The sequence below is a fragment of the Ramlibacter sp. AN1015 genome (assembly GCF_037726105.1).
Classification (GTDB): Bacteria; Pseudomonadota; Gammaproteobacteria; order Burkholderiales; family Burkholderiaceae_C; genus Ramlibacter.
The window spans coordinates 134742-160851 of sequence record NZ_JBBJUM010000003.1; the positions used below are offsets into that span (position 1 = coordinate 134742).

General features: G+C 69.4%; 27 protein-coding genes. 19 read left to right on the forward strand and 8 right to left on the reverse strand.

All coding sequences use genetic code 11. The features are described 5' to 3' along the window. Positions 1-46 precede the first annotated feature (46 nt). Genes WG922_RS05890 through WG922_RS05940 form a run of 11 tightly spaced genes read left to right on the forward strand, consistent with a single transcriptional unit; the run spans position 47 to position 10178 of the window. Positions 47-1672: a thiamine pyrophosphate-binding protein gene (locus WG922_RS05890; RefSeq protein ID WP_340281342.1), complete on the forward strand. Its 1626-nt coding sequence runs from the start codon at positions 47-49 to the stop codon at positions 1670-1672. 24 nt (positions 1673-1696) lie between these two features. Further along, complete coding sequence (locus tag WG922_RS05895; protein WP_340281344.1) at positions 1697-2437, forward strand: succinate dehydrogenase/fumarate reductase iron-sulfur subunit; 741 nt, start codon at positions 1697-1699, stop codon at positions 2435-2437. 1 nt (position 2438) lies between these two features. Continuing rightward, entirely contained in the window at positions 2439-2774 is a 336-nt protein-coding gene (locus WG922_RS05900) for a succinate dehydrogenase (RefSeq protein WP_340281345.1), read from the forward strand. Beyond that, positions 2771-3121 (forward strand): succinate dehydrogenase, encoded by a 351-nt coding sequence (locus tag WG922_RS05905; protein WP_340281347.1) that lies wholly within the window; start codon positions 2771-2773, stop codon positions 3119-3121. The genes WG922_RS05900 and WG922_RS05905 overlap by 4 nt, the downstream gene beginning before the upstream one ends. A 1-nt stretch (position 3122) precedes the next feature. Then, a complete protein-coding gene (locus WG922_RS05910; RefSeq protein ID WP_340281348.1) occupies positions 3123-4874 on the forward strand; it encodes an L-aspartate oxidase in 1752 nt (583 codons plus the stop codon). A gap of 26 nt (positions 4875-4900) precedes the next feature. Continuing rightward, a complete protein-coding gene (locus WG922_RS05915; RefSeq protein WP_340281349.1) occupies positions 4901-5839 on the forward strand; it encodes a fumarate hydratase in 939 nt (312 codons plus the stop codon). Then, positions 5833-6531, forward strand: a complete 699-nt coding sequence (locus WG922_RS05920; RefSeq protein ID WP_340281350.1) for a fumarate hydratase C-terminal domain-containing protein — start codon at positions 5833-5835, stop codon at positions 6529-6531. Before WG922_RS05915 ends, WG922_RS05920 begins: the two co-directional genes overlap by 7 nt. Before the next feature lie 40 nt (positions 6532-6571). Further along, positions 6572-7405: an amidohydrolase family protein gene (locus tag WG922_RS05925; protein WP_340281351.1), complete on the forward strand. Its 834-nt coding sequence runs from the start codon at positions 6572-6574 to the stop codon at positions 7403-7405. A gap of 46 nt (positions 7406-7451) precedes the next feature. Continuing rightward, positions 7452-8411, forward strand: a complete 960-nt coding sequence (locus tag WG922_RS05930; RefSeq protein ID WP_340281353.1) for a LysR family transcriptional regulator — start codon at positions 7452-7454, stop codon at positions 8409-8411. Then, positions 8408-9406 carry a Bug family tripartite tricarboxylate transporter substrate binding protein gene (locus tag WG922_RS05935; protein ID WP_340281355.1) on the forward strand — a complete coding sequence of 333 codons (999 nt, stop codon included), beginning with the start codon at positions 8408-8410 and terminating at the stop codon, positions 9404-9406. Before WG922_RS05930 ends, WG922_RS05935 begins: the two co-directional genes overlap by 4 nt. A 34-nt stretch (positions 9407-9440) precedes the next feature. After that, positions 9441-10178, forward strand: coding sequence for a sulfite exporter TauE/SafE family protein (locus WG922_RS05940; protein WP_340281357.1), 738 nt, complete (start codon positions 9441-9443; stop codon positions 10176-10178). 274 nt (positions 10179-10452) lie between these two features. On the opposite strand, the gene WG922_RS05945 is transcribed toward WG922_RS05940, so the two are convergent. Beyond that, positions 10453-11427: a LysR family transcriptional regulator gene (locus tag WG922_RS05945; RefSeq protein ID WP_340281358.1), complete on the reverse strand. Its 975-nt coding sequence runs from the start codon at positions 11425-11427 to the stop codon at positions 10453-10455. A gap of 107 nt (positions 11428-11534) precedes the next feature. Here WG922_RS05945 and WG922_RS05950 point away from each other — a divergent pair, with 107 nt between their 5' ends. From WG922_RS05950 to WG922_RS05960, 3 genes are all read left to right on the forward strand, one after another. Next, entirely contained in the window at positions 11535-12614 is a 1080-nt protein-coding gene (locus tag WG922_RS05950) for a TauD/TfdA family dioxygenase (protein WP_340281360.1), read from the forward strand. Positions 12615-12965: 351 nt separating this feature from the next. Next, positions 12966-13646, forward strand: coding sequence for a hypothetical protein (locus WG922_RS05955; protein ID WP_340281361.1), 681 nt, complete (start codon positions 12966-12968; stop codon positions 13644-13646). A 120-nt stretch (positions 13647-13766) separates the two neighbouring features. Next, positions 13767-14168, forward strand: coding sequence for an RNA-binding protein (locus WG922_RS05960; RefSeq protein WP_340281362.1), 402 nt, complete (start codon positions 13767-13769; stop codon positions 14166-14168). Positions 14169-14465: 297 nt separating this feature from the next. Here the strand turns inward: WG922_RS05960 and phbB are convergent, their stop codons facing one another. The 3 genes from phbB to WG922_RS05975 form a co-directional block, all read right to left on the reverse strand. Further along, on the reverse strand, positions 14466-15203 hold the full coding sequence (gene phbB, locus WG922_RS05965) for an acetoacetyl-CoA reductase (protein ID WP_340281363.1): 738 nt from the start codon (positions 15201-15203) through the stop codon (positions 14466-14468). An 81-nt stretch (positions 15204-15284) separates the two neighbouring features. Then, positions 15285-16466, reverse strand: coding sequence for an acetyl-CoA C-acetyltransferase (locus WG922_RS05970; protein WP_340281364.1), 1182 nt, complete (start codon positions 16464-16466; stop codon positions 15285-15287). A 51-nt stretch (positions 16467-16517) separates the two neighbouring features. Beyond that, positions 16518-18215, reverse strand: a complete 1698-nt coding sequence (locus WG922_RS05975; protein WP_340281365.1) for a PHA/PHB synthase family protein — start codon at positions 18213-18215, stop codon at positions 16518-16520. A gap of 131 nt (positions 18216-18346) precedes the next feature. Here WG922_RS05975 and WG922_RS05980 point away from each other — a divergent pair, with 131 nt between their 5' ends. Further along, positions 18347-18643: a hypothetical protein gene (locus WG922_RS05980; protein WP_340281366.1), complete on the forward strand. Its 297-nt coding sequence runs from the start codon at positions 18347-18349 to the stop codon at positions 18641-18643. Here the strand turns inward: WG922_RS05980 and pgeF are convergent. Both pgeF and maiA read right to left on the reverse strand, forming a co-directional pair. Continuing rightward, positions 18575-19345, reverse strand: a complete 771-nt coding sequence (gene pgeF / locus WG922_RS05985) for a peptidoglycan editing factor PgeF (RefSeq protein WP_340281367.1) — start codon at positions 19343-19345, stop codon at positions 18575-18577. The two genes, WG922_RS05980 and pgeF, sit on opposite strands and share 69 nt — an antisense overlap. A gap of 28 nt (positions 19346-19373) precedes the next feature. Continuing rightward, positions 19374-20015 carry a maleylacetoacetate isomerase gene (gene maiA, locus WG922_RS05990; protein ID WP_340281368.1) on the reverse strand — a complete coding sequence of 214 codons (642 nt, stop codon included), beginning with the start codon at positions 20013-20015 and terminating at the stop codon, positions 19374-19376. A 133-nt stretch (positions 20016-20148) separates the two neighbouring features. On the opposite strand from maiA, the gene WG922_RS05995 reads away from it, so the two are divergent. Genes WG922_RS05995 through WG922_RS06005 form a run of 3 tightly spaced genes read left to right on the forward strand, consistent with a single transcriptional unit; the run spans position 20149 to position 23363 of the window. After that, positions 20149-21537 (forward strand): Rieske 2Fe-2S domain-containing protein, encoded by a 1389-nt coding sequence (locus tag WG922_RS05995; RefSeq protein ID WP_340281369.1) that lies wholly within the window; start codon positions 20149-20151, stop codon positions 21535-21537. Next, positions 21534-23018 carry a glutamine synthetase family protein gene (locus WG922_RS06000; RefSeq protein ID WP_340281370.1) on the forward strand — a complete coding sequence of 495 codons (1485 nt, stop codon included), beginning with the start codon at positions 21534-21536 and terminating at the stop codon, positions 23016-23018. The genes WG922_RS05995 and WG922_RS06000 overlap by 4 nt, the downstream gene beginning before the upstream one ends. Before the next feature lie 45 nt (positions 23019-23063). Beyond that, entirely contained in the window at positions 23064-23363 is a 300-nt protein-coding gene (locus WG922_RS06005) for an antibiotic biosynthesis monooxygenase family protein (protein ID WP_340281372.1), read from the forward strand. Between the two features lie 157 nt (positions 23364-23520). On the opposite strand, the gene WG922_RS06010 is transcribed toward WG922_RS06005, so the two are convergent. Together WG922_RS06010 and WG922_RS06015 are read right to left on the reverse strand one after the other, a co-directional pair. Next, positions 23521-24204, reverse strand: a complete 684-nt coding sequence (locus WG922_RS06010; protein ID WP_445322795.1) for an OmpA family protein — start codon at positions 24202-24204, stop codon at positions 23521-23523. A gap of 111 nt (positions 24205-24315) precedes the next feature. Further along, the gene (locus WG922_RS06015) at positions 24316-24771 is read right to left on the reverse strand and encodes a MarR family winged helix-turn-helix transcriptional regulator (RefSeq protein WP_340281373.1); all 456 of its coding nucleotides are present in this window, start codon (positions 24769-24771) and stop codon (positions 24316-24318) included. 143 nt (positions 24772-24914) lie between these two features. Here WG922_RS06015 and WG922_RS06020 point away from each other — a divergent pair, with 143 nt between their 5' ends. Then, positions 24915-26105: a 3-hydroxybenzoate 6-monooxygenase gene (locus WG922_RS06020; RefSeq protein ID WP_340281374.1), complete on the forward strand. Its 1191-nt coding sequence runs from the start codon at positions 24915-24917 to the stop codon at positions 26103-26105. The last annotated feature ends 5 nt before the right edge of the window (positions 26106-26110 follow it).

Genomic DNA, 26110 nt, shown 5'->3' on the forward strand with positions numbered 1-26110 from the left:
ACGAAGGCGGCGCCACAGGGGCGCCTGCCCCTGAGGAGACAACGCGATGCGTGGAGCTGATCTGGTGGTGCGTGCCCTTGCCCGGCGCGGTGTGAGGACGATCTTCAGCCTGTCGGGCAACCAGATCATGCCGCTGTACGACGCGTGCATCGACGCACGCATCCGCATCGTGCACGTGCGCCACGAGGCCGCGGCCGTGTTCATGGCCGACGCCTGGTCGCAGGTCACCGGCGAGGTGGGCGTGGCCATGCTCACGGCCGGCCCCGGCCTGTCCAACGGCGTGGCGCCGCTGTTCTCGGCCCTGCAGTCCGAAAGCCCCGTGCTGCTGCTGTCCGGCGATTCGCCCTTGTCGGAAGACGGCATGGGCTCGTTCCAGGAGATGGACCAGGCCGCCATCACGCGGCCGCTGACCAAGCTCTCCCGCCGCGTGGGGTCGGCCGCGGAACTCGCCCCCTCGATCGACGAAGCCGTGACTCTCGCGCTGGCCGGCCGTCCCGGCCCGGTGCACCTCGCCCTCCCCTTCGACCTGCTGAACGACGAAAGCGGCTTCGACGCGCTGCCGCCGGCTGCGGAGAAGGCCGCCGCCGCCCAGCCGCCCTCCGAGGTGGTGCAGCAGATCGCCTCGCTGCTGGCCGCCGCCCAGCGTCCCGTGCTGCTGCTGGGCCCCTCGCAGGCACGCCAGCGCCATCGCGCGCGCTGGGAAGCCCTGGCCAGCGCGCTGCAGGTGCCGGTAGTCCCTATGGAAAGCCCGCGCGGCCTGCGCGATCCGTCGCTCGGCTGCGTGTCGGACCGCATCGCCGAGGCCGACCTGATCGTGCTGGCCGGCAAGCGCCTCGATTTCACCGTCGGCTTCGGCCGCAAGGCGGCCTTCGGCGAGACCGCCCGCGTGGTCGCCATCGATCCGCAGGCCGACATGCTCGAACGCGCCGGGCGGCTGCTCGGCGAACGCCTGGTGGCCCGCTGCCAGGGCGACGTGCAGCCCACCGTCGATGCCATTGCACGCAGTGCCAAGCCCGGCGGCGACCGCACCGCCTGGATGAACGCGGTGGCCCGTGCCATCGCGGTGCGCAGCCTGAAGGACGCGCCCGCCGCGCCGCAGGGCGCCATCGGCTCGCAGGCGCTGTGCGAGGCGGTGCAGCGCGTGCTGGACACCGCGCCCAACCCCATCCTGGTGTGCGACGGAGGTGAGTTCGGCCAGTGGGCGCAGGCCTTCTGCAAGGCGCCGGTGCGCATCGTCAACGGCATGTCCGGCGCCATCGGCGGCGGCATCTGCTATGCGCTGGCCGCCAAGATCGCACAACCCGACGCCACGGTGGTGCTGCTCATGGGCGACGGCACCGCCGGCTTCCACTTCACCGAATACGACACCGCCGTGCGCGAGAACGCCGCCTTCCTGGGCGTGATCGGCAACGACCTGCGCTGGAACGCCGAACACGTGATCCAGATGCGCAGCTACGGCCCCGACCGCCTGATCGGCTGCAGCCTCAGCCCCACCGCCCGCTATGACGAGGCGGCCCAGGCACTCGGCGGCTTCGGCGCCGCGGTGCAGGAGCCGCAGGCGCTCGACGGCGCCTTGCGCGCTGCGCTGGAGAGCGGCAAGCCGGCCTGCCTCAACGTCGCCATCGACGGCCGCCCGGCGCCCGCCTTCTCGCAGGCCGCCGCCGTGCACTGAACCCGAACTTCCGGAGAAACCTACATGCAAGACAGCCCTGTCGCCGAGCAGGCTCAGCGCATGCTCACCGTGCGCATCGCCCGCGGCACGGCCGAGGGCGAGTACAGCACCTACTCGATCCCCTGGCGCGACAACCAGACCGTGCTCGACGTGGTCACCGAGGTGCAGCGGCGCCTGGAGCCCACGCTGTCCTACCGCTTCGCCTGCCGCGTCGGCGTGTGCGGCTCCTGCGCCATGACCGTCAACGGCAAGCCGCGCTGGACCTGCCGCACGCACGTGAGCCGCGTCGAGGAAGACGGCGTGATCGTCATCGAGCCGCTGCGCAACATGCCCCGCATCAAGGACCTGGTGGTGGACATGAGCGAGTTCTTCCAGAAGTGGAAGAAGGCGGGCAACACCTTCGTCGGCACCGCGACCCGCGAGGACCCGCCCGCCAACGTCTCGCCCGAAAGCAAGAAGCGCAAGCTGGCCGACGCCGCCATCGAATGCATCAACTGCGGCGTCTGCTATGCCGCCTGCGACGTGGTGAGCTGGGACAAGGAATACCTCGGCCCGGCCGCCCTCAACCGCGCCTGGACCCTCTACAACGACGAGCGCCACGCCGACCCCAAGGGCGTGCTCAAGGCAGCCACCTCCGGCAGCGGCTGCAACTCGTGCCACACGCAGGGCAGCTGCATGACGCACTGCCCGGTGGACCTGAGCCCCACCGGCAGCATCGCGGGCCTGAAGAAGCAGGCGCTCCTGAGCTTCTTCAAGCGAGGCTGAGATGGAGCAACGGCTTTTCGCGCTGCAACGCCTCTCGGCGATGGTCATGGCGCCCTTCGTGCTGATCCACCTCGCGGTGATCGTCTACGCCGTGCGCGGCGGCCTGACCACCGGCGAGATCCTGGCGCGCACCCAGGGCAACTGGGGCTGGATCGCGTTCTACGGGCTGTTCGTGATCGCCGTGGCGGTGCACGTGCCCATCGGCGTGCGCAACATCCTGATCGAGTGGGGCCGCATCGGCCGGCCGGCCGCCACCGCGCTGGCGCTGGCGCTCGGCCTGGTGCTGCTGGCCATGGGGCTGCGCGCCGTGGTCGCCGTGGGAGGGCTCGCCGCATGAAGTCGCCCCGCAACCACCGCGGCTACTGGGCTTTCCTGGGCCACCGCCTCTCCGGCCTCGCCCTGGCCATCTTCCTGCCGGTGCACTTCTACGTGCTGGGCCTGGCGCTCGAGGAAGACGGGCAGCGCCTGGACGGCTTCCTGAAGTTTTCCGACCTCGCCGTGGTGAAGGTCGGCGAATGGGGCCTCGTGCTGCTGCTGTCGCTGCACATGTTCTTCGGCCTGCGCCTGCTGGCGCTGGAGCTGCTGCCCTGGAGCAGCACGCGCGACGCGCGGCTGTCGTGGATCGGCTGGGGTGGCGCGCTGTCGCTGGCCATCGGCTTCGTTTTCGTCGCGAGAATCATCTGACATGGACATCGAGCACTACCGAACGGACATCCTGATCCTGGGCACCGGCGGCGCCGGCCTGTTCGCGGCGCTGCATGCCAAGAAGGCCAACCCCGCGCTGCAGGTCACCGTGGCGGCCAAGGGCCTGCTGGGCAAATCCGGCTGCACGCGCATGGTGCAGGGCGGCTACAACGTGGCGCTCTCGGCCGGCGATTCGGTCGAGCGCCACTTCATGGACACCATCGAGGGCGGCAAGTGGCTGCCGCGCCAGGACCTGGCGTGGCGCCTGGTCGAGGGTGCGATCGAGCGGGTGCGCGAGCTCGAGAACGAGATCGGCTGCTTCTTCGACCGCAACCCCGACGGCACGCTCCACCAGAAGGCCTTTGCCGGCCAGAGCTTCGACCGCACGGTGCACAAGGCCGACCTCACGGGCATCGAGATCATCAACCGCCTCATGGAGCAGGTGCGGGCGGTGAACGTCGACGAGATGGAGGAGCACCGCGCCATCGAGCTGGTGCCCGCGGCCGACGGCTCGGGCATCGCCGGCGTGCTGTTCATCGACACGCGCGCCGGCACCTACCGCTTCGTGCAGGCCAAGGCCGTGCTGCTGGCCACCGGCGCGGGCCCGACCATGTACCGCTACCACACGCCCTCGGGCGACAAGACCTGCGACGGCCTGGCGATGGCGCTGCGCTACGGGCTCAAGCTGCGCGACATGGAGATGGTGCAGTTCCACCCCACCGGCCTGCTCGGCGGACCGGACACCCGCATGACCGGCACCGTGCTCGAGGAAGGCCTGCGCGGCGCGGGCGGCTACCTGCTCAACGGCGACGGCGAGCGCTTCATGACCAACTACGACAAGCGGGGCGAGCGCGCCACGCGCGACGTGGTCAGCCGCGGCATCTACGCCGAGATGCGCGCGGGCCGCACCGGCCCGATGGGCGGCGTCTACATCCAGATGAGCCACCTCGGCCCGGAGAAGGTCGCCAAGTCCTTCCCGGGCATGGTGAACCGCTGCAAGGACTGCGGCTTCGACCTCGCCGGCGGCCTGGTCGAGGTGGTCCCCACCGCGCACTACCTGATGGGCGGGCTCGAGTTCGAGGTCGATTGCTCCACTGCCTCGCCCGGGCTGTTCGCCGCGGGCGAGGACTGCGGCGGCGTGCACGGCGCCAACCGCCTCGGCGGCAACGGCGTCGCCAACTCCACGGTGTTCGGCGGCATCGCCGGCGATTCGATGGCCGCCTACGTGGGCCGCGAAGGCCGCTGGCGCGACCCGGACCAGCGCGTGATCCAGGCGGGCATCGAGCGGGCCGAATTCCCCTTCTCGCGCCGCAGCGGCCCCATCCACGAGCTGCGCGACGCGCTCGCGCAGACCATGTGGGACGACGTGGGCGTGCTGCGCAACCACGCCGACATGGAGCGGGGCCTCGCCGGCATCGCGCGCCACCGCGAGGCGCTGTACGCCATGGGGCTGCCCGACGGCGACCGCCGCTACAACGTGAGCTGGCACGACTGGCTCAACCTCGAAAGCCTGGTCATCATGTCGAAGGTCATCGCCGTCTCGGCGCTGGCCCGCGAGAACAGCCGCGGCGCACATTACCGCGAAGACTTCCCCGACGCAGGCGATCTGCACACGAGCTGCTACACCCGCGTGGGCGCCGACGGCGACGACATCAGCCTGGAGATGGTGCCGGTGAAGTTCGACATCGTGCGACCCGGCGAATCCCTGATCACCGGCGAGGCGGGCGCGCCGCCGGTTGCCCTGGCCGCCTGAAGCCCGCCGCCCGAGAGAGACACACCATGACCAAGATACCGATCCAGAAAGTCGAAGAAGCCGCGCTCGAAATCATGAAGCGCGCGGCCATCGAGATCCCGCAGGACTACCGCGAGGGCATCAAGTCCCTGCAGAAGGTGGAGACCGGCAAGCTCGCGCGCTTCGTCATCCACGCCATGCAGGACAACTGGGACGCGGCCGATGAAGACCGCCGCCCCATGTGCGCCGACACGGGCGTGCCGCGCTACTACGTGAAGGTGGGCAACGACGCCGCCATCGAGCAGGGCTTCGTGGCCGTCGAGCACGCGCTGCGCAAGGCCACCGCCGACGCGACCACCGCGATCCCGCTGCGGCCCAACCGCGTGCATCCGCTCTGGCGCACCGACCACAACAACAACGTCGGTATCAACGCGCCCGAGATCGAGTGGTCGTTCGAGCCGGGCGCCGACTGGATCGACGTCACCACGGTGCACAAGGGCGGCCTGTTCGGCACCGACTACCGCATGCTGTTCCCGGGCGACGGCATCGACGGCATCAAGCGCTTCGTGCTGGACACCCTCATCGCCTTTGGCAAGCGCGGCCTCGCGTGCCAACCGGCCATCGTCGGCATCGGTCTGGGCGGCTCCAAGGACACCTGCATGCAGCTGGGCAAGCAGGCGGCCTGCCTGCGCACGGTGGGCGACCGCAACCCCGACCCCAAGATCGCCGAGCTGGAGCTGGAGCTGATGAAGCTGGGCAACTCCATCGGCATGGGCGCCATGGGCTTCGTCGGCACCTCGATGGTGGTGGACTGCCACATCGAGGTGGGCTACACCCACACCGGGGGCATGCCGATCAGCATCCACACCTTCTGCCTGTCCTCGCGCCGTGCCACGGCCCGCATCCACCCCGACGGGCGGATCGAGTACCGCACGGATCCCCAATGGTTCACGCCCTACATGCGCAGGGAGACGGTCGAATGGTAGAGAGCACCAACTTCGAGAAGGACGACGAGATGAAGGTCGTCCACCTGGACCTGCCCGCCCGGCAGGAGGACATCGCCAAGCTGGAACTCGGCTCGGCCGTGTACCTCAACGGCGTGGTCTACACCGCCCGCGAAGGCGTCTACAAGAAGGTGCTGGAGCAGGGCGAGGCCCTGCCCGAGCCCGACCTGGCGTCGATCAGCAACGTCAACTTCCACTGCTCGCCGGCCGCGGCCGAGGACGGCCAGGGCGGCTACAAGGTGGGCGCCGTCACGGCCACCGCGAGCTTCCGCTTTTCCAAGTGGCTGCCGCAGTGGATCGAGCGCACCGGCGCGCGCATCATCATCGGCAAGGGCGGCATGCCCGCCGAGGACTACAAGAAGGTGCTGGCGCCGCTCGGCGCCGTCTACCTCACCACGGTGGGCTACGGCACCGGCGCGCTGCTCGGGCGCGGCATCCGCAAGGTGCGCGCCGTGCACTGGCTGGACGAGCTCGGCATCGCACAGGCGATGTGGATGTTCGAGGTGCAGAACTTCGGCCCCTTCATCGTCGAGAGCGACATCGCAGGCAATTCGCTCTTCGCGCTGCACGGCGAACAGATCAACGCCGGCATCGAGAAGCTCTACGCGGGCCTGAAGCCGCCGGCGTTGCACCGCTACGGCGAGACCAGCGACCGCAAGAACGAAGTGATGTGAGCCCGCGCGGCGCACCCCCGGCCAGAACACGAAGCATTCCATGATCATCGACTTCCGCATCCGCCCGCCCGTGGGCGGCTTCCTGAACACGCTGATGTACTCGGCCGGCGAGCGCCGCGACGGCTTCACCCGCACCGTGGGCTTCGAGCCTTCGCGAGCGGCGCAGGAGCAATCGATGGAGCTGCTGCTGCGCGAGATGGACGAGGCCGGCGTCGATAGGGGCGTGGTCGTCGGACGGCTGGCCGGCGTGCTGGGCAGCGTGCCCAACGAGGACGTGCAGCGCATCGTGGCCGACCATCCGCAGCGCTTCATCGGCGCGGCCTCGATCGACCCCACGGACCGCCGGCGCGCCTGCGACACCATCACGCAGGCGGTGCGGGACGGCTTCAAGCTGGTCAACATCGAGCCGGGCTCCTACCCCATTCCCATGTACGCAGACGACCGGCGCCTCTACCCGATCTACGCGCACTGCGAAGACCTGGGCGTGCCGGTGATCATGATGGTGGGCGGCACCGCCGGGCCGGACCTGAGCTATTCCGACCCGATCCGCACCGACCGCGTGCTGACGGATTTCCCCCGCCTGGACGTGGTGGTCGCCCACGGCGGCTGGCCGTGGGTCACCGAAATCCTGCACCTGGGCTTTCGCCGCCAGAACATGTGGCTGTCCCCCGACATGTACTTCTCGCGCATGCCCGGCTGGGAGGAGTACGTGAAGGCCGCCGACACCTTCCTGGCCGACCGCATGCTGTATGCGAGCTCCTTCCCGTTCTGTCCGGTCAAGCCATACAAGGAGTGGTTCGAGCGCCTGCCGATGCGGCCCGAGAACCTCGAGAAGGTGATGGGCGGCAACGCCCGCAGGCTGCTGAAGCTCTGAGCGACCGCGGGAGCGCAGGCGCTTCCCGGCCCGCACCACGCACCCCATGGACGTCAAGACCCTCTACACGCTCATCGCCATCGCCGACCGCGGCAGCTTCGCCGAAGCCGGCAACGCCATCGGCCTGTCGCTGTCGGCCGTGAGCATGCAGATGCGCGCGCTGGAGGAGGAGCTGGGCACCACGATCTTCGACCGCAGCCGCCGGCCCCCGGTGCTGACCGACGCGGGACTGGCGCTCACCCACCGCGCGCGCGAGCTGATCGCGCACTGGGAGAGCATGAGTGCGGCGCTCAAGAAGGATGCCGCGGGCGGCCTGCTCAAGCTCGGCTCGGTCCACACCTGCGTGTCGGGCGTGCTGCCCCTGGCCCTCAAACGCATGCAGCAGCAGGGCCATCGGGTCGATATCCACCTGACCACCGGGCTCACCCACGAACTGGAGAAGGCGGTCCACCACCGCCAGCTCGACGTGGCTGTCGTCACCGAACCCGAGGCGCTGCGCAGCGACCTGGAGTTCCTGCCGTTCGCCGACGAACCCTACGTGGTCATCACCCACCGCAGCACGCCGGGAGACACCGACGAGCAGGTGCTGCAGTCCACGCCGTACGTGCGCTTCAACCGCGCCGCCCGCGTCGGCTACCTGATCCACGAGGAGATCGTGCGGCGCAAGATCGAGGTGCGCTCGGTGATGGAGATCGACAACCTCGAGGGCGTGATCGCCATGGTGGCCAACGGCCTGGGCAGCTCGGTCGTTCCGGCGCGCGACGTGAAGAACGAGTTCCCCGCCGCCATCCGCACCATTCCGTTCGGCTCGCCGCCGCTCACCCGCCGCCTGGGCGTGCTCGTGCCGCGCGAGAACCCCCGCGCCCACCTGTCGCGCCTGCTGCACGATGCGCTGTGCGCCGTCTCGGGCGCCGGCGAGCGGCGCGTGAAGAAGGCTCCGGTGCAGCCGCGAAATTCCCCCAACGTCGATGTGATCGACATGACAACCAAGGAGACACTGCAATGACAAAGCACCTATCTCGGGTCGGCCTCGTGAAGCCGCTCGCCCTTGCCCTCGTGGCGACCGCCGCGGTCGCGGCGCACGCGCAGAGCTACCCCAGCCGCCCGGTGCAGATCATCGTGCCGTTCAGCGCGGGCGGCGACTCGGACCAGTCCGCGCGCAACCTGGCAGCCACCGCTACCGGCGTGCTCGGCCAGCCCGTGGTGGTGGTCAACCGCGCCGGCGCCAACGGCGCGATCGGCTCGCAGGTCGTCAAGGACGCCGCACCGGACGGCCACACCCTGCTGCTCGCGCGCATCGGCTCCAACGTGCTGCTGCCTGCGCTCAAGCCGCCGGGGCTTTCGTACAAGTGGAATGACTTCACCTTCATCGGCCTGCTCGAGCTGAACCCCGTGGTCTGCGTGGTCCACCCCGAGTCGAACTACAAGACCTTCGCCGATCTCACCAAGGACCTGAAGGCGCGGCCCGGCAAGCTGAACTACAGCACCTCGGGCCCCGCCACGGTGCCCAGCCTCGCGCCCCAGCTGCTGCTGCAGAACCTCGACATGAAGCCGGACGGCGCCGTCGCCGTGAACTACAAGGGCGGCGGCGACGCCACGCTCGCCGTGGTGAGCCGCGATGTCGATTTCACCTGCAACAACCTCAGCTCCATGACCGGCCAGATCGCCGGCGGCAAGCTGCGCGCGCTGGTGACCACCACGCCCGAGCGCCTGAAGCAGTTCCCCGACGTGCCTACCGCGCGCGAGCTGGGCTTCCAGCCCATGGAAGCGGTGGTCGGCTGGAGCGCGCTGTACGGCCCGCCGAACATGGCGCCCGAAGCCGTCAAACGCTGGGCCGAGGTGCTGCAGAAGGCCTCCACGGATCCGCGCTGGATCGCGGGCAACGCTACTTACGGCGGCATTCCGAAGATCCTGTCGCCGCAGGAGACCGAGAAGTACATCGCCGAGAACTACAAGACCTACGTCGATCTGATCCAGAAGACCGGGATCGAGCTGAAGTAGGCCCGCAGATGCGCTACGGCACGGACACTGCGCGGTGAGCCCCGCCGAGTACGCGCTGCTCGCGGGCGCCGTCGCCACTGCCTACGCAGTGTTCGGCATGACCGGCTTCGGTGCGGCCATCGTGGCCGTGCCGGTGCTGGTGCAGTTCATGCCGCTGCAGCTGGCCGTGCCGCTGATCCTGCTGATGGACCTGGTGTCCACCGCCAGCGTGGGGGTGGGCAATCACAAGCTCATCGCCCGTGGCGAGCTCGGGCGCCTGCTGCCCTTCATGCTGGTGGGGATCGCGTTCGGGGCCGGCGTGCTGGCCTCGGCCGATTCGCGCTGGCTGCTGGTCGTGCTGGGCATCTTCGTGATCTTCATCGCGCTGCGCAGCCTGCTGTCGCCGCCCGTGCCGGGTTCGGGGCTGCACGGGTTCTGGGTGGTGCCGGCCGGGACGGTGGGCGGCGTCTTCAGCGCGCTCTTCGGCACTGGCGGGCCGATCTACACCATGTACCTGGCGCGCCGCATCGAAGAGCCCGAGCGCTTTCGCGCGACGATCTCCTCGGTGGTGTTCATGAGCGCCATCGTGCGGCTGGTGGCGTTCGCCGCCGCCGGCCTGCTGCTGGAAAAGCAGCTGTGGCTCACCGCGGCCTTCGCCCTGCCCTGCTGCCTGGTCGGGCTGGCCTTCGGCTCTCGGCTGCGCCACCGCATTTCGGCGACGGCGCGCAAGCGCGTGGTGCTGCTGCTGCTGACCGCCGGCGGCTGCGGCGTGCTGCTGCGCGGCCTCGCCTGAGCGCGCCCGACTCCTTTCTGAACCGAATCAAGCCGAGCCGCGGCGGCGCGGCGGCGCTGCGGCGTTGATGCCGTCGTCAAAGCTGCGCGCCGGCGAGCTCCGGCCGCGCCACGATCAAGCGCTGCGGGCCCCGCCGTACGGACGCGCGGCGCGCCTGCCGCAAATGCCCGCGCACTGCACCGCACCGCACCGCACCCCACCGCACCGCACCCCACCGCACCGCACCGCACCGCACGGCGCCGGCCCCGCACCCGGCTTCCCCCCTTCGCCGCCGTCACGCAGTTGGTCGGCCGGGTTGCGCGAACACGCGTACGGCGGCCTCGTCGAGGTACAGCTTGACGTGGCGTGCCGTTGCCAGCGCCTGCAGCGCACCGCAGGTTTTCTCCAGGAGCGCCTGGGCCGCGGGCGTGAGTGCGCGGCCGCGCTTCTTGAACACGAACAGGCTGCGCCGCAGCACCGGCTCGCGCAGCGGCACGAAGCGCAGGCCGTCCTCGACCAGCGGCTGCGCCGCGAGCGCCGGCAGCACCGCATAGCCGAAGCCGCGCGCGAGCAGCGGCGAGAGCGAGGACATCGAGGCGACTTCGTAGGCCGGCTGCTTCAGCCGGTCCGCGATCTGCGGCTGCTGGTCCACGAGCGCGCGAATGCCGCTGGCCTTCGGCAATGCCACCATGACGTGCGGCGCGAGCCGGCTCCAGCGCATGGGCCCGGTCTCGGCGCTGAGCGGATGCTCCGCATGCTGCACGGATCCGTAGGTGTCGGTCAGCACCAGCGCCGCGTCGAGCAGCGCGGGCCGCTCCACCAGCGTGGTGACGGCGAAATCCACCTCGCCGTCCAGCACCATCGCGCAGGCATCGTCGGTGGTGGCCTCGGTGAGCCGCACGCGGATGCCCGGATAGCTGTGCGCCATGTCCGCCACGGCCGCGGACAGCACGTAGTCGATGAACGAGGCCGCCGCCGCCACTGCCACGGTGCCGCGCTGCAGGTCGGCCGTCTGACGCATGTCGTCCAGCGCCTGCTGCAGCTCGCGCAGCAGGCGCTGCGCCGCCGGCAGGAACTGCTGCCCCTGCGCCGTGAGCTGCACCGCGCGGGTGGAGCGGTCGAACAGGCGCATGCCGATCTCGCCTTCGAGGATCTGGATGGACGCCGTGAGCGTCGATTGCGTCACGTGCAGCTGGGCGGCGGCGCCGGTGAAGCTCTGCGCGTGCGCTACTGCCACGAAGGCGCGCAGCTGCTTGAGGGTGACGTTCATCCATCGCTCCGATCGATTTATGAATCGATATTACTCGTTGGACTGGATGGCGCGGACGGCCTAGAGTCCGGCCCATCGAACACCGCCGCAGACCTGAAGGAGACACCATGAACGCCGTGCTGCAATCGCCCTCCGAGACCGCCCCGCCCACGCACATCGACGGCCCCGCGGCCTGGATCGGGCCGCAGCTGCAGCAGCGAAGCGACTGGATCGAGCGGCTCGATGCGCGCGAACTCGAGGAGATCGACACCGCCGTGCACCGCCTGCAGGCGAGCGGCCTCGGCCTCGGCGCGATCAGCCCCGCCAGCTTCGAGCTGCCCACGCTGGGCCCGCGCCTCAAGCGCATCCTCGGCGAGCTGCTGCACGGGCGCGGCTTCGTGCTGCTGCGCGGCCTGGACCTCAGCCGCTACAGCGTCGAGCAGGCCGCCATCGCCTACCTGGGCGTGGGCAGCTGGCTCGGGAGCTTCCGATCGCAGAACGCGAGAGGCCACCTGCTGGGCCACGTGCGCGACACCGGCGCCGACATCCGCCAGCCGACCACGCGCTACTACCAGACCAACCGCGAGCTCGAGTTCCACACCGATTCCTGCGACATCGTCGGCCTGCTGTGCCTGAAAGCTTCCAAGTCGGGCGGCGAGAGCCGCATCGTGAGCTCGGTCACGCTGTACAACGAGATGATGCGGCGCCGGCCCGATCTGGCCGCGCAGCTGTTCCACGCCTTCCCCACCGATCGCCGCGGCGAGGTCCCGGTGGGCGCCGATCCGTGGTTCGACGTCCCCGTGTTCAACTGGCTCGACGGGCAGCTCACCACCATCTACGTGGGCCAGTACATCCGCAGCGCACAGGAGAACTTCCCCGCTGCTCGGCGCCTGACGCCCCTGGAAATCGAGGCGCTGGATTTCCTGGACACGCTGGCCAACGACCCGGCCCTGTGTCTGAAGATGGAGTTCCGCCCCGGCGACATGCAGTTCCTGCACAACCACCAGATCCTGCACGCGCGCACCGACTTCGAGGACTGGCCGGAACCGGAGCGCCGGCGCCACCTGTTCCGGCTGTGGCTGGCTCCGCGCGAAGGCCGCAGCCTGCCCGCTTCCTTCGCGGCGCGCTACGGCTCGCTCACCCCGGGCGAGCGCGGCGGCATCATCGTGCAAGGCACGGAGCTCACGTTCGCCGTCAATCCGGACTGAGCTCCTTTCGCGCCCTGGGATGCGGGCGGCACTCTCCGCAGACATGCGAGTCTTCGCTGCGCGTGCTCGGCGCGGCGCGCGCAGTGTGGACACAGCGGCTGACTCCTGCCATGTGAGGGCCGGCCTCTGGCGGTGCGGGCGCTGCGGGAGGTGCATCTGACGGTGTCGCTCCAGCAGGAGGCGCGTTGGCGTTGGCGTTGGCCAGGGCGAAGCGCTTGCAGCGCCGCCCGGCCCCGCGATCTACGCGTCTCCTGTCTCTCCCGTCCCTCACGTCTCTCCCCGAACCTCGCGCGGCTCCTAGAATGGGCCGGCCGGGCGCACCGGCACCCACCACCATTCCACCTGCGCAACGTGACGTCCGAACCGTCTCTTCGCCCGAGGCAGCGCCCCACCTGGGTGCTTCCCGCACTGGTCGCCCTGCTGGTGCTCGCAGTGGCTGCAGGGGTGGCCCTGCTGCTGGTGCGCGGGTGGACGCCGATGCGCGAGCAGGCCCAGCCCATGCTCGACCCCGCCGAGGTCGTGCTGGTGCGCACACCCGGCGGGCTGCTGGAGGTGGCGACGCTGGAGCGCACCGAGTCCTTCGGCTGGAGTTCGCGCTACACCTGTCCGCTCATCGACTGCTCGAAGGTGCTGACGCCGACCATCTCGCGCGTACGGGTGCGGGCGCACTACGTCTATCGGGTGCCGCTGGCCGAGCAGTGGCGGCTGCAATGGCAGGGGGACCGCTACGTGCTCAGCGTTCCGCGGCCGCAGCTGCAGGAGCCGGTGGCGTTCGACACGTCCACCATGGAGTTGGAGACGCCGGTCAAGGGCTGGCTGTCTCCGCCGGCCGCCGCGAATCGAGAGAACGTGGTGCGCCATCTCGGGCCCGAGCTCAACGCACGCGGAAAGCAGCCGCACTATCTGGAGGCCCAGGCGCCTGCCGCACGCAAGACGGTAGAGGAGTTCGCGCGCCAGTGGCTCGGAGAGCAGCGCATCCCGCTGCCGCACCCGCTTGAAGTTCGCTTCGAGGCACCACCGGCCCAGCCCTGACGTTTTCCTCGCGGCGCCTGTCCTACAACCCGCTGGCGGCGGTGCTGACAGCGGCGGTTCGCAATCGTGCGCCTAATGACTCATCGGCTTGCTTTTGCAGGCGAAGACAAAGGAGGACCCATGAAACCCTTCATCCTGGATTCCAGCATGACGACCATGGCCGGCGTGTTCTATCCCACCGGCCACGCGGTGCTCATGTTCCCCAGCAAGGACGAGGCGCGACGCGCCGCCAAGACCCTGACCGACGCAGGCGTTGCCGAGGACGATATCTCCGTGATGTCGCCCGAAGTGATCCTGGACGATGTGGCACGCACGGTCGGCAGCGCCGACATCCCGATGCCTTCAGTAGGCACCGAGGCCGACACCGTTCGGCAGATGACGCACCTGGCCGCGCAGGGGCACTGGGGGCTCATGGTGCACGCGCCCCACCAGAAGGACGGCGACGTGATCATGGAAGCGCTGCGCGGCGTGCCGATGAGCTACGCGCAGAAGTACCGGCAGCTGGTGATCGAAGACTTGTAAGGACGCTGAGAATCGCGTCCAGGCCGCACACGCGGTGCGGCAGGTGGGTGTGTTCGTACAAAAGCACCCCCCATGTACGGCTTGGCGCGCACCCCGCAGGCCGCGTCGTGCGACTGCGTGAGGTGCGGGGCGCTTTGCTGGTCTGCCACCGGCGTCGTGCGTCGCACGTCCGGTCGTCAACGCCTGGGCGGTGCGTGGTGAACCGCCCTCGATGACGCGTGCCCCTCGCGCAGCCGCGCAGGGTCGGCAGTGGCGGGGGCCGCGCCAGCCTTTCGGCCGCAGCAGCCCCGAGCCGCGTCAGCCCATGTGCAAGCCGCCGTTGACCGAAAAGTCGGCGCCGGTGGAGTAGCCGCCCTCTTCGGACGCCAGCCACGCAATGATGGACGCGATCTCTTCGGGCTGGCCCAGGCGCTTGACGGGGATGGTGGCGACAATCTTGTCGAGCACGTCCTGTCGGATCGCCTTGACCATGTCCGTGCCGATGTAGCCGGGGCTCACGGTGTTGACCGTCACACCCTTGCTCGCCAGCTCCTGTGCCAGGGCCATGGTGAAACCATGCATACCGGCCTTGGCAGCGGAATAGTTGGTCTGCCCCGCCTGCCCTTTTTCGCCGTTGACCGAGCTGATGTTGACGATGCGGCCCCAGCCCCGCTCCACCATGTCGCCGACCACCTGCTTGGTGACGTTGAACATCGAGTTGAGGTTGGTCTCGATCACCGCGTCCCAGTCCTCGCGCGACATCTTGAGGAACATGCGGTCGCGGGTGATGCCGGCGTTGTTGACCAGCACGTCGATGGGGCCGTGCTCGGCCTTGGCCTTGGTGAACGCCTCGACGGTCGAGTCCCAGTCGCCGACGTTGCCGACCGAGGCGTAGAAGGTATAGCCCAGCGCCTTCTGCTCTCCAATCCACTTGGCGAAATCCCGGGTCGGGCCGCAGCCGGCAATGACGGTGAAGCCCTCCTTGTGCAGGCGCTGGCAGATCGCCGTGCCGATGCCCCCCATGCCGCCGGTCACATACGCGATTTTTTTACTCACATCGTTCTCCTTGCTAGTGATTGCAAAGCACACCGCGAGGGCGCAGGACGCGCCGTTCGTCGTGGTTCACTCGGTTGTCGTTCAAGCGCGCTCGACCGCGAGGGAGACGCCCATGCCGCCGCCGATGCACAGCGCGGCCAGCCCCTTGCGGGCTTCGCGGCGCTGCATCTCGTGCAGCAGGGTGACCAGGATGCGGCAGCCGGACGCTCCGATCGGGTGGCCGATGGCGATGGCGCCGCCGTTGACGTTGACCTTGGCGGGATCGATGCCCAGCTCCTTGTTGACGGCGCAGGCCTGGGCGGCGAAGGCTTCGTTGAGCTCGAACAGCTGCACGTCCTGCGCGCTCCATCCGGCCCGCTCGAGGGCCTTGCGCGAGGCCGGCACCGGTCCCATGCCCATGGTTGCCGGATCAAGGCCCGAGGTGGCGAAGGACGCGATGCGCGCCAGCGGCTTCAGGCCCAGCGCGGCGGCCCGCTTGGCACTCATGACGACCACTGCCGCAGCGCCGTCGTTGATGCCCGAGGCGTTGCCGGCCGTGACGGTGCCACTCTTGTCGAAGGCAGGCCGCAGCCCGCCCAGCGCTTCGGAGCTGGTCTTCTTGTTGATGAATTCGTCGGTGTCGAAGGACAGCGGATCGCCCTTTCGCTGCGGAATGGAGACCGGCACGATCTCGTCCTTGAAGCGGCCCGCTTCCTGGGCGGCGGCGGCCTTCTGCTGGCTGCCCAGGGCCAGCGCATCCTGTGCGGCGCGGTCGATGCCGTGCGCCTTGGCGACGTTCTCGGCCGTGATGCCCATGTGGTACTGGTTGTAGACATCCCAGAGCCCGTCGACGATCATGGAATCGACCATCTTCCAGTCACCCATGCGCTGGCCGTCGCGCGAGCCGAGCAGCACGTGCGGTGCGGCGCTCATGTTCTCCTGGCCGCCGGCGACCACGATGTCGGAGTCGCCCCAGGCGATCGCCTGCGCGGCGAGCATGACCGCCTTCAGGCCCGAGCCGCAGACCGCGTTGATGGTCAGGCCGGGGACCTCCTTGGGCAGTCCGGCTTTCATGAGGGCCTGGCGCGCCGGGTTCTGGCCGGCTCCGGCGGCAAGCACCTGGCCCATGATGACCTCGCCCACCTGGCCCGGCTCGACGCGGGCACGCGCCAGCGCCTCGCGGATGACGATTGCGCCGAGCTCCGGCGCCGGAACCTTGGCCAGCGAGCCGCCGAACTTGCCGACCGCGGTGCGGACGGCCGAAACGATGACGATGTCTTCCATGGGGTACTCCTTCAATGTCCAGAAATCCAAATGGTTGGGGCCCGGCGCGGCTCAGGCCTTGGCCTGCACGTAGCGGCCGGGGGCCGGCTCGATGGCCTTGTACTTGCCGCGGCCGTAGGACTTGGGCGCAGGCACCTGCTTGCCGGCGTGCGGCTTGAGCCACTCGCTCCAGTCGGTCCACCAGCTGCCCGGGTGTTCGGTGGCGCCGGCGAGCCACTCGTCGAAACTGCGCGGCAGCTTGGTGTTGGTCCAGTAGGACCGCTTCTTCTTGGCCGGCGGGTTGATCACGCCGGCAATGTGTCCCGAAGCGCCCATCACGAAGCGCTTCTTTCCGCTGAGGTGGTTGACCGAGGCATAGGCACCGGCAATGGGAACGATGTGGTCCTCGCGCGAGCCGTAGATGTAGGCGGGCATGTCCACCTTGCCGAGATCGACCTTCTGGCCGCAGACGGTGAGCTTGCCGGGCTTGGCAAGGTTGTTCTCGAAGTAGGTGTTGCGCAGGTACCAGGCGTACATGGGCCCCGGCAGGTTGGTGGAGTCGCTGTTCCAGTAGAGGAGGTCGAACGGCGGCGGGGTCTCGCCTTTCAGGTAATTGCCGACGACATAGTTCCAGACGAGGTCGTTGGGCCGCAGGAAGCTGAAGGTCGAGGCCAGCTCCTGGCCCTTGAGCAGGCCGCGCTTGCCCATCTGCGCCTCGCGCAACTTGACGAAGTTCTCGTCGATGAACAGGTCGAGGACACCTGTTTCGCTGAAATCCAGAAAGGTGGTGAGCAGCGTCACCGAAGCGACCGGATCGTCGCCGCGTGCACGCAGGACCGACAGCGCCGTGCCCAGGATGGTGCCGCCCACGCAGAAGCCGAGCGCGTTGATCTGCTGCGTGTTCGCGATGGCGCGCACGGTCTCGATGGCGCACAGGGCACCCTCGCCCACGTAGTCGTCCCAGGTGGCGTCCTGCAGGGTGTCGTCGGCATTGCGCCAGCTGACCACGAAGGTGCGATGGCCCTGCTCGACGAGGAAGCGCACGAGCGAGTTCTCGGGCTGCAGGTCGAGGATGTAGAACTTGTTGATGCAGGGCGGCACGACAAGGAAGGGGCGCTCGTGGACCTTGGCCGTGAGCGGCTTGTATTCGATGAGCTGGAACAGCGCGTTCTCGAACACGACGGCACCTTCGGTGGTCGCGACGTTGCGGCCGACCTCGAAGGCGCTCTCGTCGGTCATGGAGACGTGCCCCTGCTGGATGTCGCGCCAGAGGTTCTGCAGGCCGCGGGCGATGCTCTCGCCCTTGGTCTCGACGGCTTTCTTCTGCGCCTCGGGATTGAGCGCGAGGAAGTTGCTGGGCGCGGAAGCTGCGAGCCACTGCTCGACTGCGAAGCGCAGCCGGGACTTGGTCTTCTCGTCGGCCTCGCTCGCCTCGACCAGGCCGAGCAGGGTGCGGGCGTTGAGCAGGTACACCGCAGCGGAGAAACCGCTCACCGGGTTGCTGGTCCAGGCCTCGGAGGCGAAGCGCCGGTCGGCAGCGCCGCCGCCGGGCTGCAGGCTGCGGTTCCAGAGTTCGGCGGCTTCGCGCACATACGCCTGCTGCAACTCCTGAAGGCGATTCGTGTCGAACCCGATCGTGGGTGTCGGGGCAAGCGAACCGGGCGTGGCGCCGGCCATGCGCTGGAAGGATTCGAGGGCTTGCGCCCAGCCCTGCGCCATCTGCTGCGGAAGCTGGCTCGCGGCCTGCGCCCAGTCTGCTTGAGAATTCATCACGTCTCCTGCCTTCTTTCTTATTTCCACATCGTCGGCTGCGTCGCCACCCCGGTCTCGCCGAGCGTTTGATTTGAGTATCACCGCAACTCGATCAGCCGGCAAAGCTCATCCGTAGAAAAAATCATTCCATGTACCTCGTAATCATCGGTTGGTTGTACGTCGCGCTCATGATGTCCGTGGCGGAAGCGACCAACACCACCGGCAGCGTGCTCGGCGCCATCGTGACATTCCTACTCTATGGACTGCTGCCCATTGCGCTGCTGATCTACATCATGGGAACGCCGGGCCGCAAGCGCGCGATCAAGGCGCGCGAAGCCGCCGAAGCGGCTGCCGCGCGCGAGGCACGCACGCCGGCCTCAGGTCAGCCAGATGCTGGCGGCGAAGCGCCCGCTGGTGCCGTCGCGCCGGTGCGAGAAAAAGACTGAGGGGTTGCCGACGGTGCACCAGGATGCAGTGCCGTCGTTGCCGTACACGCCCCCGACCCCCAGCGCGAGCAGGCGCCGGCGAGCCAGCGCGGGCAGGTCGGCGAGCCACTTGCGTTCGCCGTGGGGTCGGAACAGCGCGGTCGCGCCGGGGTCGTGTGCGGTGAAGGCGGCGCGGACCTCCGCACCAACCTCGAAGGCGTCCGGGCCGATGCAGGGACCCAGCCAGGCCAGCAGCCCCGGCGCGATCTCGGGCGCCGCTTCGCCGAGGCAGGCGCCGAGTGCGTCCAGCGTGGCTTCGAGCACGCCCCTTCCGTCGTTGCCGGCCAGGCCGCGCCAGCCGGCATGCGCCGCCGCGACGGCGCGCCCTTCCACGTCGCACAGCAGGACCGGCAGGCAGTCGGCCACCATGATGGTGCAGGCCACGCCGGGGCCGGTGCTCACGCAGGCGTCGGCCGCATCACCGTCGGGCGTTGGCGACGCTACGCGCACGACGGCGCTGCCGTGCACCTGCCGCAGGAACACGGGCCGGGCACCGAGGAGCTCTGCATAGCGCGTGCGGTTGGCGGCCACGTGGTCCGCACGGTCTCCGACGTGGTCGCCGAGGTTGAGGCTGTCCCACGGTGGCGCGCTGACGCCGCCCGCGCGCGTGCTGCACAGCGCCCGCACGCGGGCGGGAGCGGGCCAGTCGGGGAGCAGCGTCATGGTGACGGGCGCGGCGCGGCGCGGCGCTTCAGGGTTCGTTGTCGGGGCAGCTGGAGGGCTGCGCCTTCTGGAAGGCCGGCAGCTGCATGCAGGCTTCGAAAGCCGCCATGGTGCGCGGCAGGCCCGAGAAGTCGCATCCGAAGCGCTGGCCATTGAAGATCTGCGGCACCAGGCAGCAGTCGGCCAGCGTGGGCGTGTCGCCATAGCAAAAGGTGGACGGCGGCAGCTGCGCCAGCTCGGCCTCGAAGGCCTCCATGCCGGTGCGCACCCAGTGGCGATACCACGTGTTCTTGGCGTCGTCGTCGACTCCCAGTTCCTTGACGAGGTACTTGAGCACGCGGAGGTTGTTCAGCGGATGGATTTCGCATGCCACCAGCTGTGCGAGGGCGCGCACCTGCGCGCGGGCCAGCGCGTCGGTGGGCAGCAGGGCCGGCTGGGGATACACCTCGTCGAGGTATTCGATGATGGCCATCGACTGCCCAAGCCGCTCCTGGCTGGGCGTGACCAGCGTGGGCACGAGTTGCGTCGCGGAAATGGCGCTGTAGTGCGGCTGCCGGTGTTCACCCTTGACGAGGTGGACGGGAACGTACTCGTAGGGCAGGCCCTTGAGCTCGAGCGCGATGCGCACGCGGAACGAGGCCGAGGAGCGAAAGTAGTTGTACAGCTTCATGGGTCAAGGATAAACCGCGGACACGGCACATCCGCACCGGCACGGGTGACAAGGGGCAAGCACGGTTGACCGCCTCGGGGGCGACGGGGCCAGAATGGGGTCTGGAGACATTCGATCACAGGACCCTCTCGAGATGAAAGCAGAACAGAACGAACTCGTGACCCGCATCGGCCCGGGCACGCCGTGCGGCGAACTCATGCGGCGCTACTGGCAGCCGGTGGCGCTGCTCGATGAATTCAATGCGGCGCTCGATCCGCGCATGGCCGAGCGGCCGGTGAAGGCGGTGAAACTGCTCGGTCAGGACCTGGTGCTGTTTCGCGACCAGCAGGGCCGCTGGGGACTGCTGGACCGCGACTGCCCGCATCGCGGCGCCGACCTGTCCTTCGGCCGGCACGAGGGCGACGGCCTGCGCTGCCCCTTCCACGGCTGGAAGTTCGAGGCGACCGGCCGCTGCCTGGAGACGCCGGCCGAGCCGGCCGGCAGCCGGTTGTGCGAACGCGTGCGCCAACGCAGCTACCCGGTGCAGGAGCGCAGCGGCATCCTGTTCGCCTGGATGGGTGAGCCGGGCGTTGAGCCGCCCCCGCTGCCCGGCTTCGATTGCCTGGTGGCGCCCGGCAGCCACACCTTTGCGTTCAAGGGGCTGTGGCACTGCAACTGGCTGCAGGCCTTCGAAGTGGGGATCGATCCTGCGCATCCGTCCTTCCTGCACCGGTTCCTGAGCGACGAATCGCTCGATGCGATAGGCGACAACGCAGGCGGCAAGCAGTTCCGCAGCGCGAGCGTGGGAGAGGCCGAGGGCGAACGCTGGCCGATGACGCGCATCATGCGCGAGTTCCACCAGCCCGACATCAGCTTCGAGCCGCGGCCCTGGGGCCTGCAGCTGACGACGCTGCGGCCCATGACGCCCGAGCTCACGCACGTGCGCGTCACCCAGGCCGTGTTCCCGCACACCTTCGTGATCCCGCTGTCCGAGACGCTCACCATCACGCAGATGCACGTGCCGGTGGACGACACGCACACCTACTGGTATTCCATCTTCACGAGCTTTGCCGGGCCCGTTGACAAGGAGGCCATGCGGGCGCAGCGCCTGAAGTACACGCAGCTGCCCGACTACGTGCCCACATCGGGGCGCCACGACAACTGGGGCTTCGACGCGGCCGAGCAGAACACGCGTACCTTCCTCGGCATGGGCGAGGACGACATCAACGTCCACGACCAATGGGCCGTCGAGAGCATGGGCCCCATCCAGGACCGCACCCGCGAGCACCTGGGCACCAGCGACAAGGTGATCATGGCCAACCGCCGGATGCTGCTGCAGGCCATCGAGACCGTGCGCGCGGGGGGCACGCCCCCCGGCGCGGCCGACCTCGCCTGCCACGACGCGCTGCGTGGCCCCGACACCGTCGATGGCATCGCCCCCGCCGGCACCTGGCCGCAGTGGTGGCGCGAGCGCGTGCAGGCCAAGCGCGACGGCGCGCCCTGGGCCGCCGCCACGCCGGCCGCTGCCGTCTCGGCCGAATGAGCGCGGGCAGCTTCGCCGAACGCTGCGGCATCCACGACGGCGCACGCGAGCAGGCGCTGCAGCGCTTCGAGAAGGAGATCGAGAGCCGTCGGCTCGATCTCGTGCGCTTCGCGTGGTGCGACCTGCACGGCGTGACCCGCGGTAAGACGCTCACCGCGCAGGCCGCGGTGCAGGCCATGCGCCAGGGACTGGGCATGGTCGGCACGCTGATGCTCAAGGACAGCTCGGACCGTACGGCCTTTCGCGTGTTCGAACGCGGCGGCACCGACCAGCTGCCCGGTTTTGCCGGTGCGAGCAACGTCATGCTGCTGGCCGACCCGGCCAGCCTGCGGGCCTTGCCCTGGTCCGAGGGCAGCGGCTGGGTGCGCGCCCAGCCCTTCTTCCCCGACGGCCGCGCGGTCGAAATCGACACGCGACGCGTGCTCGAACGGGCACTCGAGCGGCTCGCAGCACGCGGCTGGGGCCTGCGCTGCGGCCTGGAGGTCGAGTTCCACATCTACCGCATCGACGACGACGCGGCCCAGCGCGACCCGCAGCGGGCCGACTGGCCGGGCCTGCCGCCCGAGGTCAGCCTCGTGCACCCGGGCTACAACCTGCTCACCGAAGGCTGGTTCGACATGGCCGAAGAGCCGCTGCGCATCGTGCAACGCACGGCCCAGGCACTGGGCCTGCCGCTGTGCTCGCTCGAAATCGAGCTCGGCCCGAGCCAGGTCGAAGCCGTGTTCGACGCGACCGATGCGCTCACCGCCGCGGACAACATGGTGCTGTTTCGCAATGGCGTGAAGCAGGCGCTGCGCCGCGCCGGCTATCACGCCACCTTCATGTGCCGGCCGCCCTTCCCCAACATCATGTCCAGCGGCTGGCACCTGCACCAGTCGCTGGTGGATGCAGCCACCGGCGCCAACCTGTTCCGGCGCGAGCAGCCCGCCGCCGGCGGCGACGCACGCGATGCGCGCCAGGTGCTGTCAGACCTGGGCGCCCAGTGGCTGGCCGGCCTGCTGGCACACGCGCGCGGCATGGCGGTGTTCTGCACGCCCACGGCGAACGGTTACGGGCGCTTTCGCCCCAACGCCCTTGCGCCGCAATCGGTGCTCTGGGGCCGCGACAACCGCGGCGCGATGCTGCGCCTGGTGGGCCAGTGCGGCGACCCCGGCACGCGCCTGGAGAACCGCATCGGCGAGCCGGCGGCCAACCCGTACCTGTACCTGGCCTCGCAGATCCACGCGGGGCTCGACGGCATCGAGCGGAAGCTGCAGCCGCCGCCCGCCACCGAGGCACCGTATGCCAGTGGTGGCGAGCTGCTGCCCACCAGCCTCGGCGAAGCCTTGCAGGCGCTGCAGGACGACAACGGGCTGGGCACGGCGTTCGGCCCCGCGTTCATCGACTACCTGGTGCAGGTCAAGCGCAGCGAACTGCAGCGCTTCGATCAGGCCGAGGACAAGGACGCCTTCCAGCGCCGCGAGTACTTCAGCCGCATCTGAACGCGCCCCGCGCCGAGCCGATCACGACCACGAAGGACCGATTCCATGATTCTCGAGATCGCCGACATCCGCATTCACGCCGGCCGCGAAGCCGAGTTCGACGAAGCCATCCAGCGCGGCCTGAGCACCGTCATCGCGCAGGCGCAGGGCATGCGCGGCTACAAGGTGGACAAGTGCATCGAGACGCCGCAGCGCTATGTGCTGCAGATCTTCTGGGAGCGTCTGGAGGACCATACCGTAGCGTTTCGCGAAGGCCCGCTCTTCGCGCAGTGGCGCGCGATCGTGGGTCCCTTCTTCGCAGCGCCTCCGGTGGTGGAGCACTTCACGCTGCTCGCCAAGAGCTGAGGGAGCTCGCGCGCTCGCCTGGCCCTGCCCGGCTCGCAGCCGGACGCCCTGTTCGTAGCCGCGCCTGGCGCCGTCTTCCAGCCGTGTCCAGGCCACGCGACCGTGCGTCGTCCACCTGCGCGGCGCTGCACCGGTGCTGCCGCCCCGAGCGGCAGCCTCAGCGAGCAGCCACGCTGGAACGCTCGCCGAGGTAGATCTCGACCCGCCGGTTCTTCGCGCGACCCGCGTCCGTGGTGTTGTCAGCGATGGGCTCGCGCTCGCCGCGTCCGGCGATGACTACCTGGCGCGGATCGACGCCCCTGGCGCTGAGGTAGTCGCGCGTGGACTGCGCACGCTGCAGGGATAGACGCTCGTTCAGGTCGTCGGGACCGGTGCTGTCGGTGTGGCCGATGATGCGCACCTCGGTGTTGGGCTGGTTGGCCAGGCCGGCGGCGAACTGGTCCAGGATGGGCCGCAGGTTCGGACGGATGTCGGCGCGGCCGGTGTCGAAGGACACGTCGCTCGGAATGTCCAGCTTCAGCTGGTTGTCCGCCGTCTGCGACACCTGCACCCCGGTGCCGACGGTGGCACGTTCCATGGTGCGGCGGCGCTGCTCCATCTGCTGCGACCAGACATAGCCGCCGAGTGCGCCGACGCCGGCGCCGATGGCAGCGCCCTTCACGTCGCGCCCGATGGCGGCGCCGCCGAGCGCGCCGATGCCGGCGCCGATGGCTGCGTTGCGTTGCGTGGGCGTCATCGCGCCCATGTCCATGTTGGCGCATCCCGCGGCGCCAAGGCCGACCACGATCGCGGTGGCGAGCAGCACGCGGCTGCCCGCGCGTGGAGCTGGCAGGGTGTTCATGGAGTCATCCTTTCTTGAAGTTCCAAAGCCATATTCAACGCACCCGTTGAGCCTGGAGCTGCCGTCCCCTTCCGACATTGCCGTAGGACGCAGGCGGGACGCAGCCCGCGCTCAGCCGGCGGTTCCGGTCGATGCCGCTTCGTGGCCGGCGACCAGCTTGGCCAGCAAGGAGACCAGCTGCGCCCGCTCGGCATCGTCCAGCGGGCCGACGATGCGCGTCTGGGCGCGCGCCACGGCGCGCTTCATCTGCAGCGCGACACGCTGCCCCTCGGCCGTGATCCACAGGCGCTTGCGGCGGCGGTCGATGGCGTCGGCCTCCCGGCGCACCCAGCCGCGCGCTTCGAGGCGCGCAATGACCGAGCCGAAGGTCGCCGCGTCGAATGCCACCTTCGCGGCCAGGGTGACCTGGTCTTCGCCGGGGCCGTCGATGAGCGCGTTGAGAATGGCGAACTGCACGGGCGTGACCTCGAAGGCGGCCGTCTCCTCGTTGAAGACGGCCACGGCCACCTGCTGGGCACGCCGGATCAGGTGGCCCGGCGCGTCCTGGAAATCGAAGCCCTTCGCCATGGCGGACAGTGTAGTGGCGCCGCCGCCCGGATTGCAATGCGTGCATATCGTATGTATGCTTATGAACCTCGAGCGCTCGGCGGCACACGCACCGCGGGCGAGCACTTCCTGCCGCGCCCACATGGGCTCCTGGAGACACGGCCATGCAACACGGACTTCACCTCATCGTCGCCGGTGGCGGCATCGGCGGCCTGGCGGCCGCCTACGTGCTGGCGCGCGGCGGCCACAGGGTCACCGTGCTCGAGCAGTCCGCGGCCTTCGGCGAGATCGGCGCGGGCATCCAGCTGGGGCCGAACATCTTCAAGATGTTCGAGTGGCTGGGCCTGACCGAGGCGGTCAGCGCGGTGGCGTACTTCCCGCCCGGACTGGGCATGAACGACGTGCGCACCGGCGAGCGCGTGGTCCGCGTGCCGCTCGGCGACACCGCCCGCGCCGCCTACGGCTATCCCTACGGCGTGATCTACCGCGCCGACCTGCACGACGTGTTTCTCGAAGCCTGCCGGGCCCTGCCCGGCGTCACGCTGCGCACGGGAGCGAAAGTGGAGTCCTTCGCGCAGGACGCTCGCGGCGTGCGGGTGCGCCTGGCCGGTGGCGAAGAGCTCGCGGCAGACGCCCTGATCGGTGCCGACGGGCTCTGGAGCCGCATCCGCGAAGCGGTGGTGGGCGACGGCAAGCCACGGGTGTCGGGCCACATCGCCTACCGCGCCGTGCTCAGGCGCGAAGACGTGCCGACGCACCTGTGGAACGACGACGTGCTGCTGTGGGGCGGCGAAAAGACCCATCTGGTGCACTACCCGCTGCGACGCGGCGAGCTGTTCAACCTCGTCGCCGTCTTCCACAGCAGCAAGTACGACGAGGGCTGGAACACCTTCGGCGACACCGCCGAGCTGAACGAGCGCTTCGCCGACGCGGTGCCGCAGGTGCGGGAACTGCTCGGCAAGATCGAGACCTGGAAGATGTGGGTGCTGTGCGACCGCGATCCGGTGGCCCGCTGGACGCAGGGCCGCGTGACGCTGCTGGGCGACGCCGCGCATCCCATGCTGCAGTACCTGGCGCAGGGCGCCGGCCAGGCCATCGAGGATGCGGTGGTGCTCGGCCAGGCGCTGAAGGCGGCCAGCACGCCCGAGGCGGCGTTCGAGCTGTACCAGAAGACACGCTACCTGCGCACCGGGCGCGTGCAGCTCACCGCGCGCTTCTACGGCGACATCTATCATGCAAGCGGCGTCCAGCGCGAGTTGCGCAACCGCATGTTCCAGAGCGGCACCGAATCCGCCGGCTTCGCCGGCCTCAAGTGGATGTACGAGGGCATCGATCCCGATCGCCTGTTCGACTGAACGCT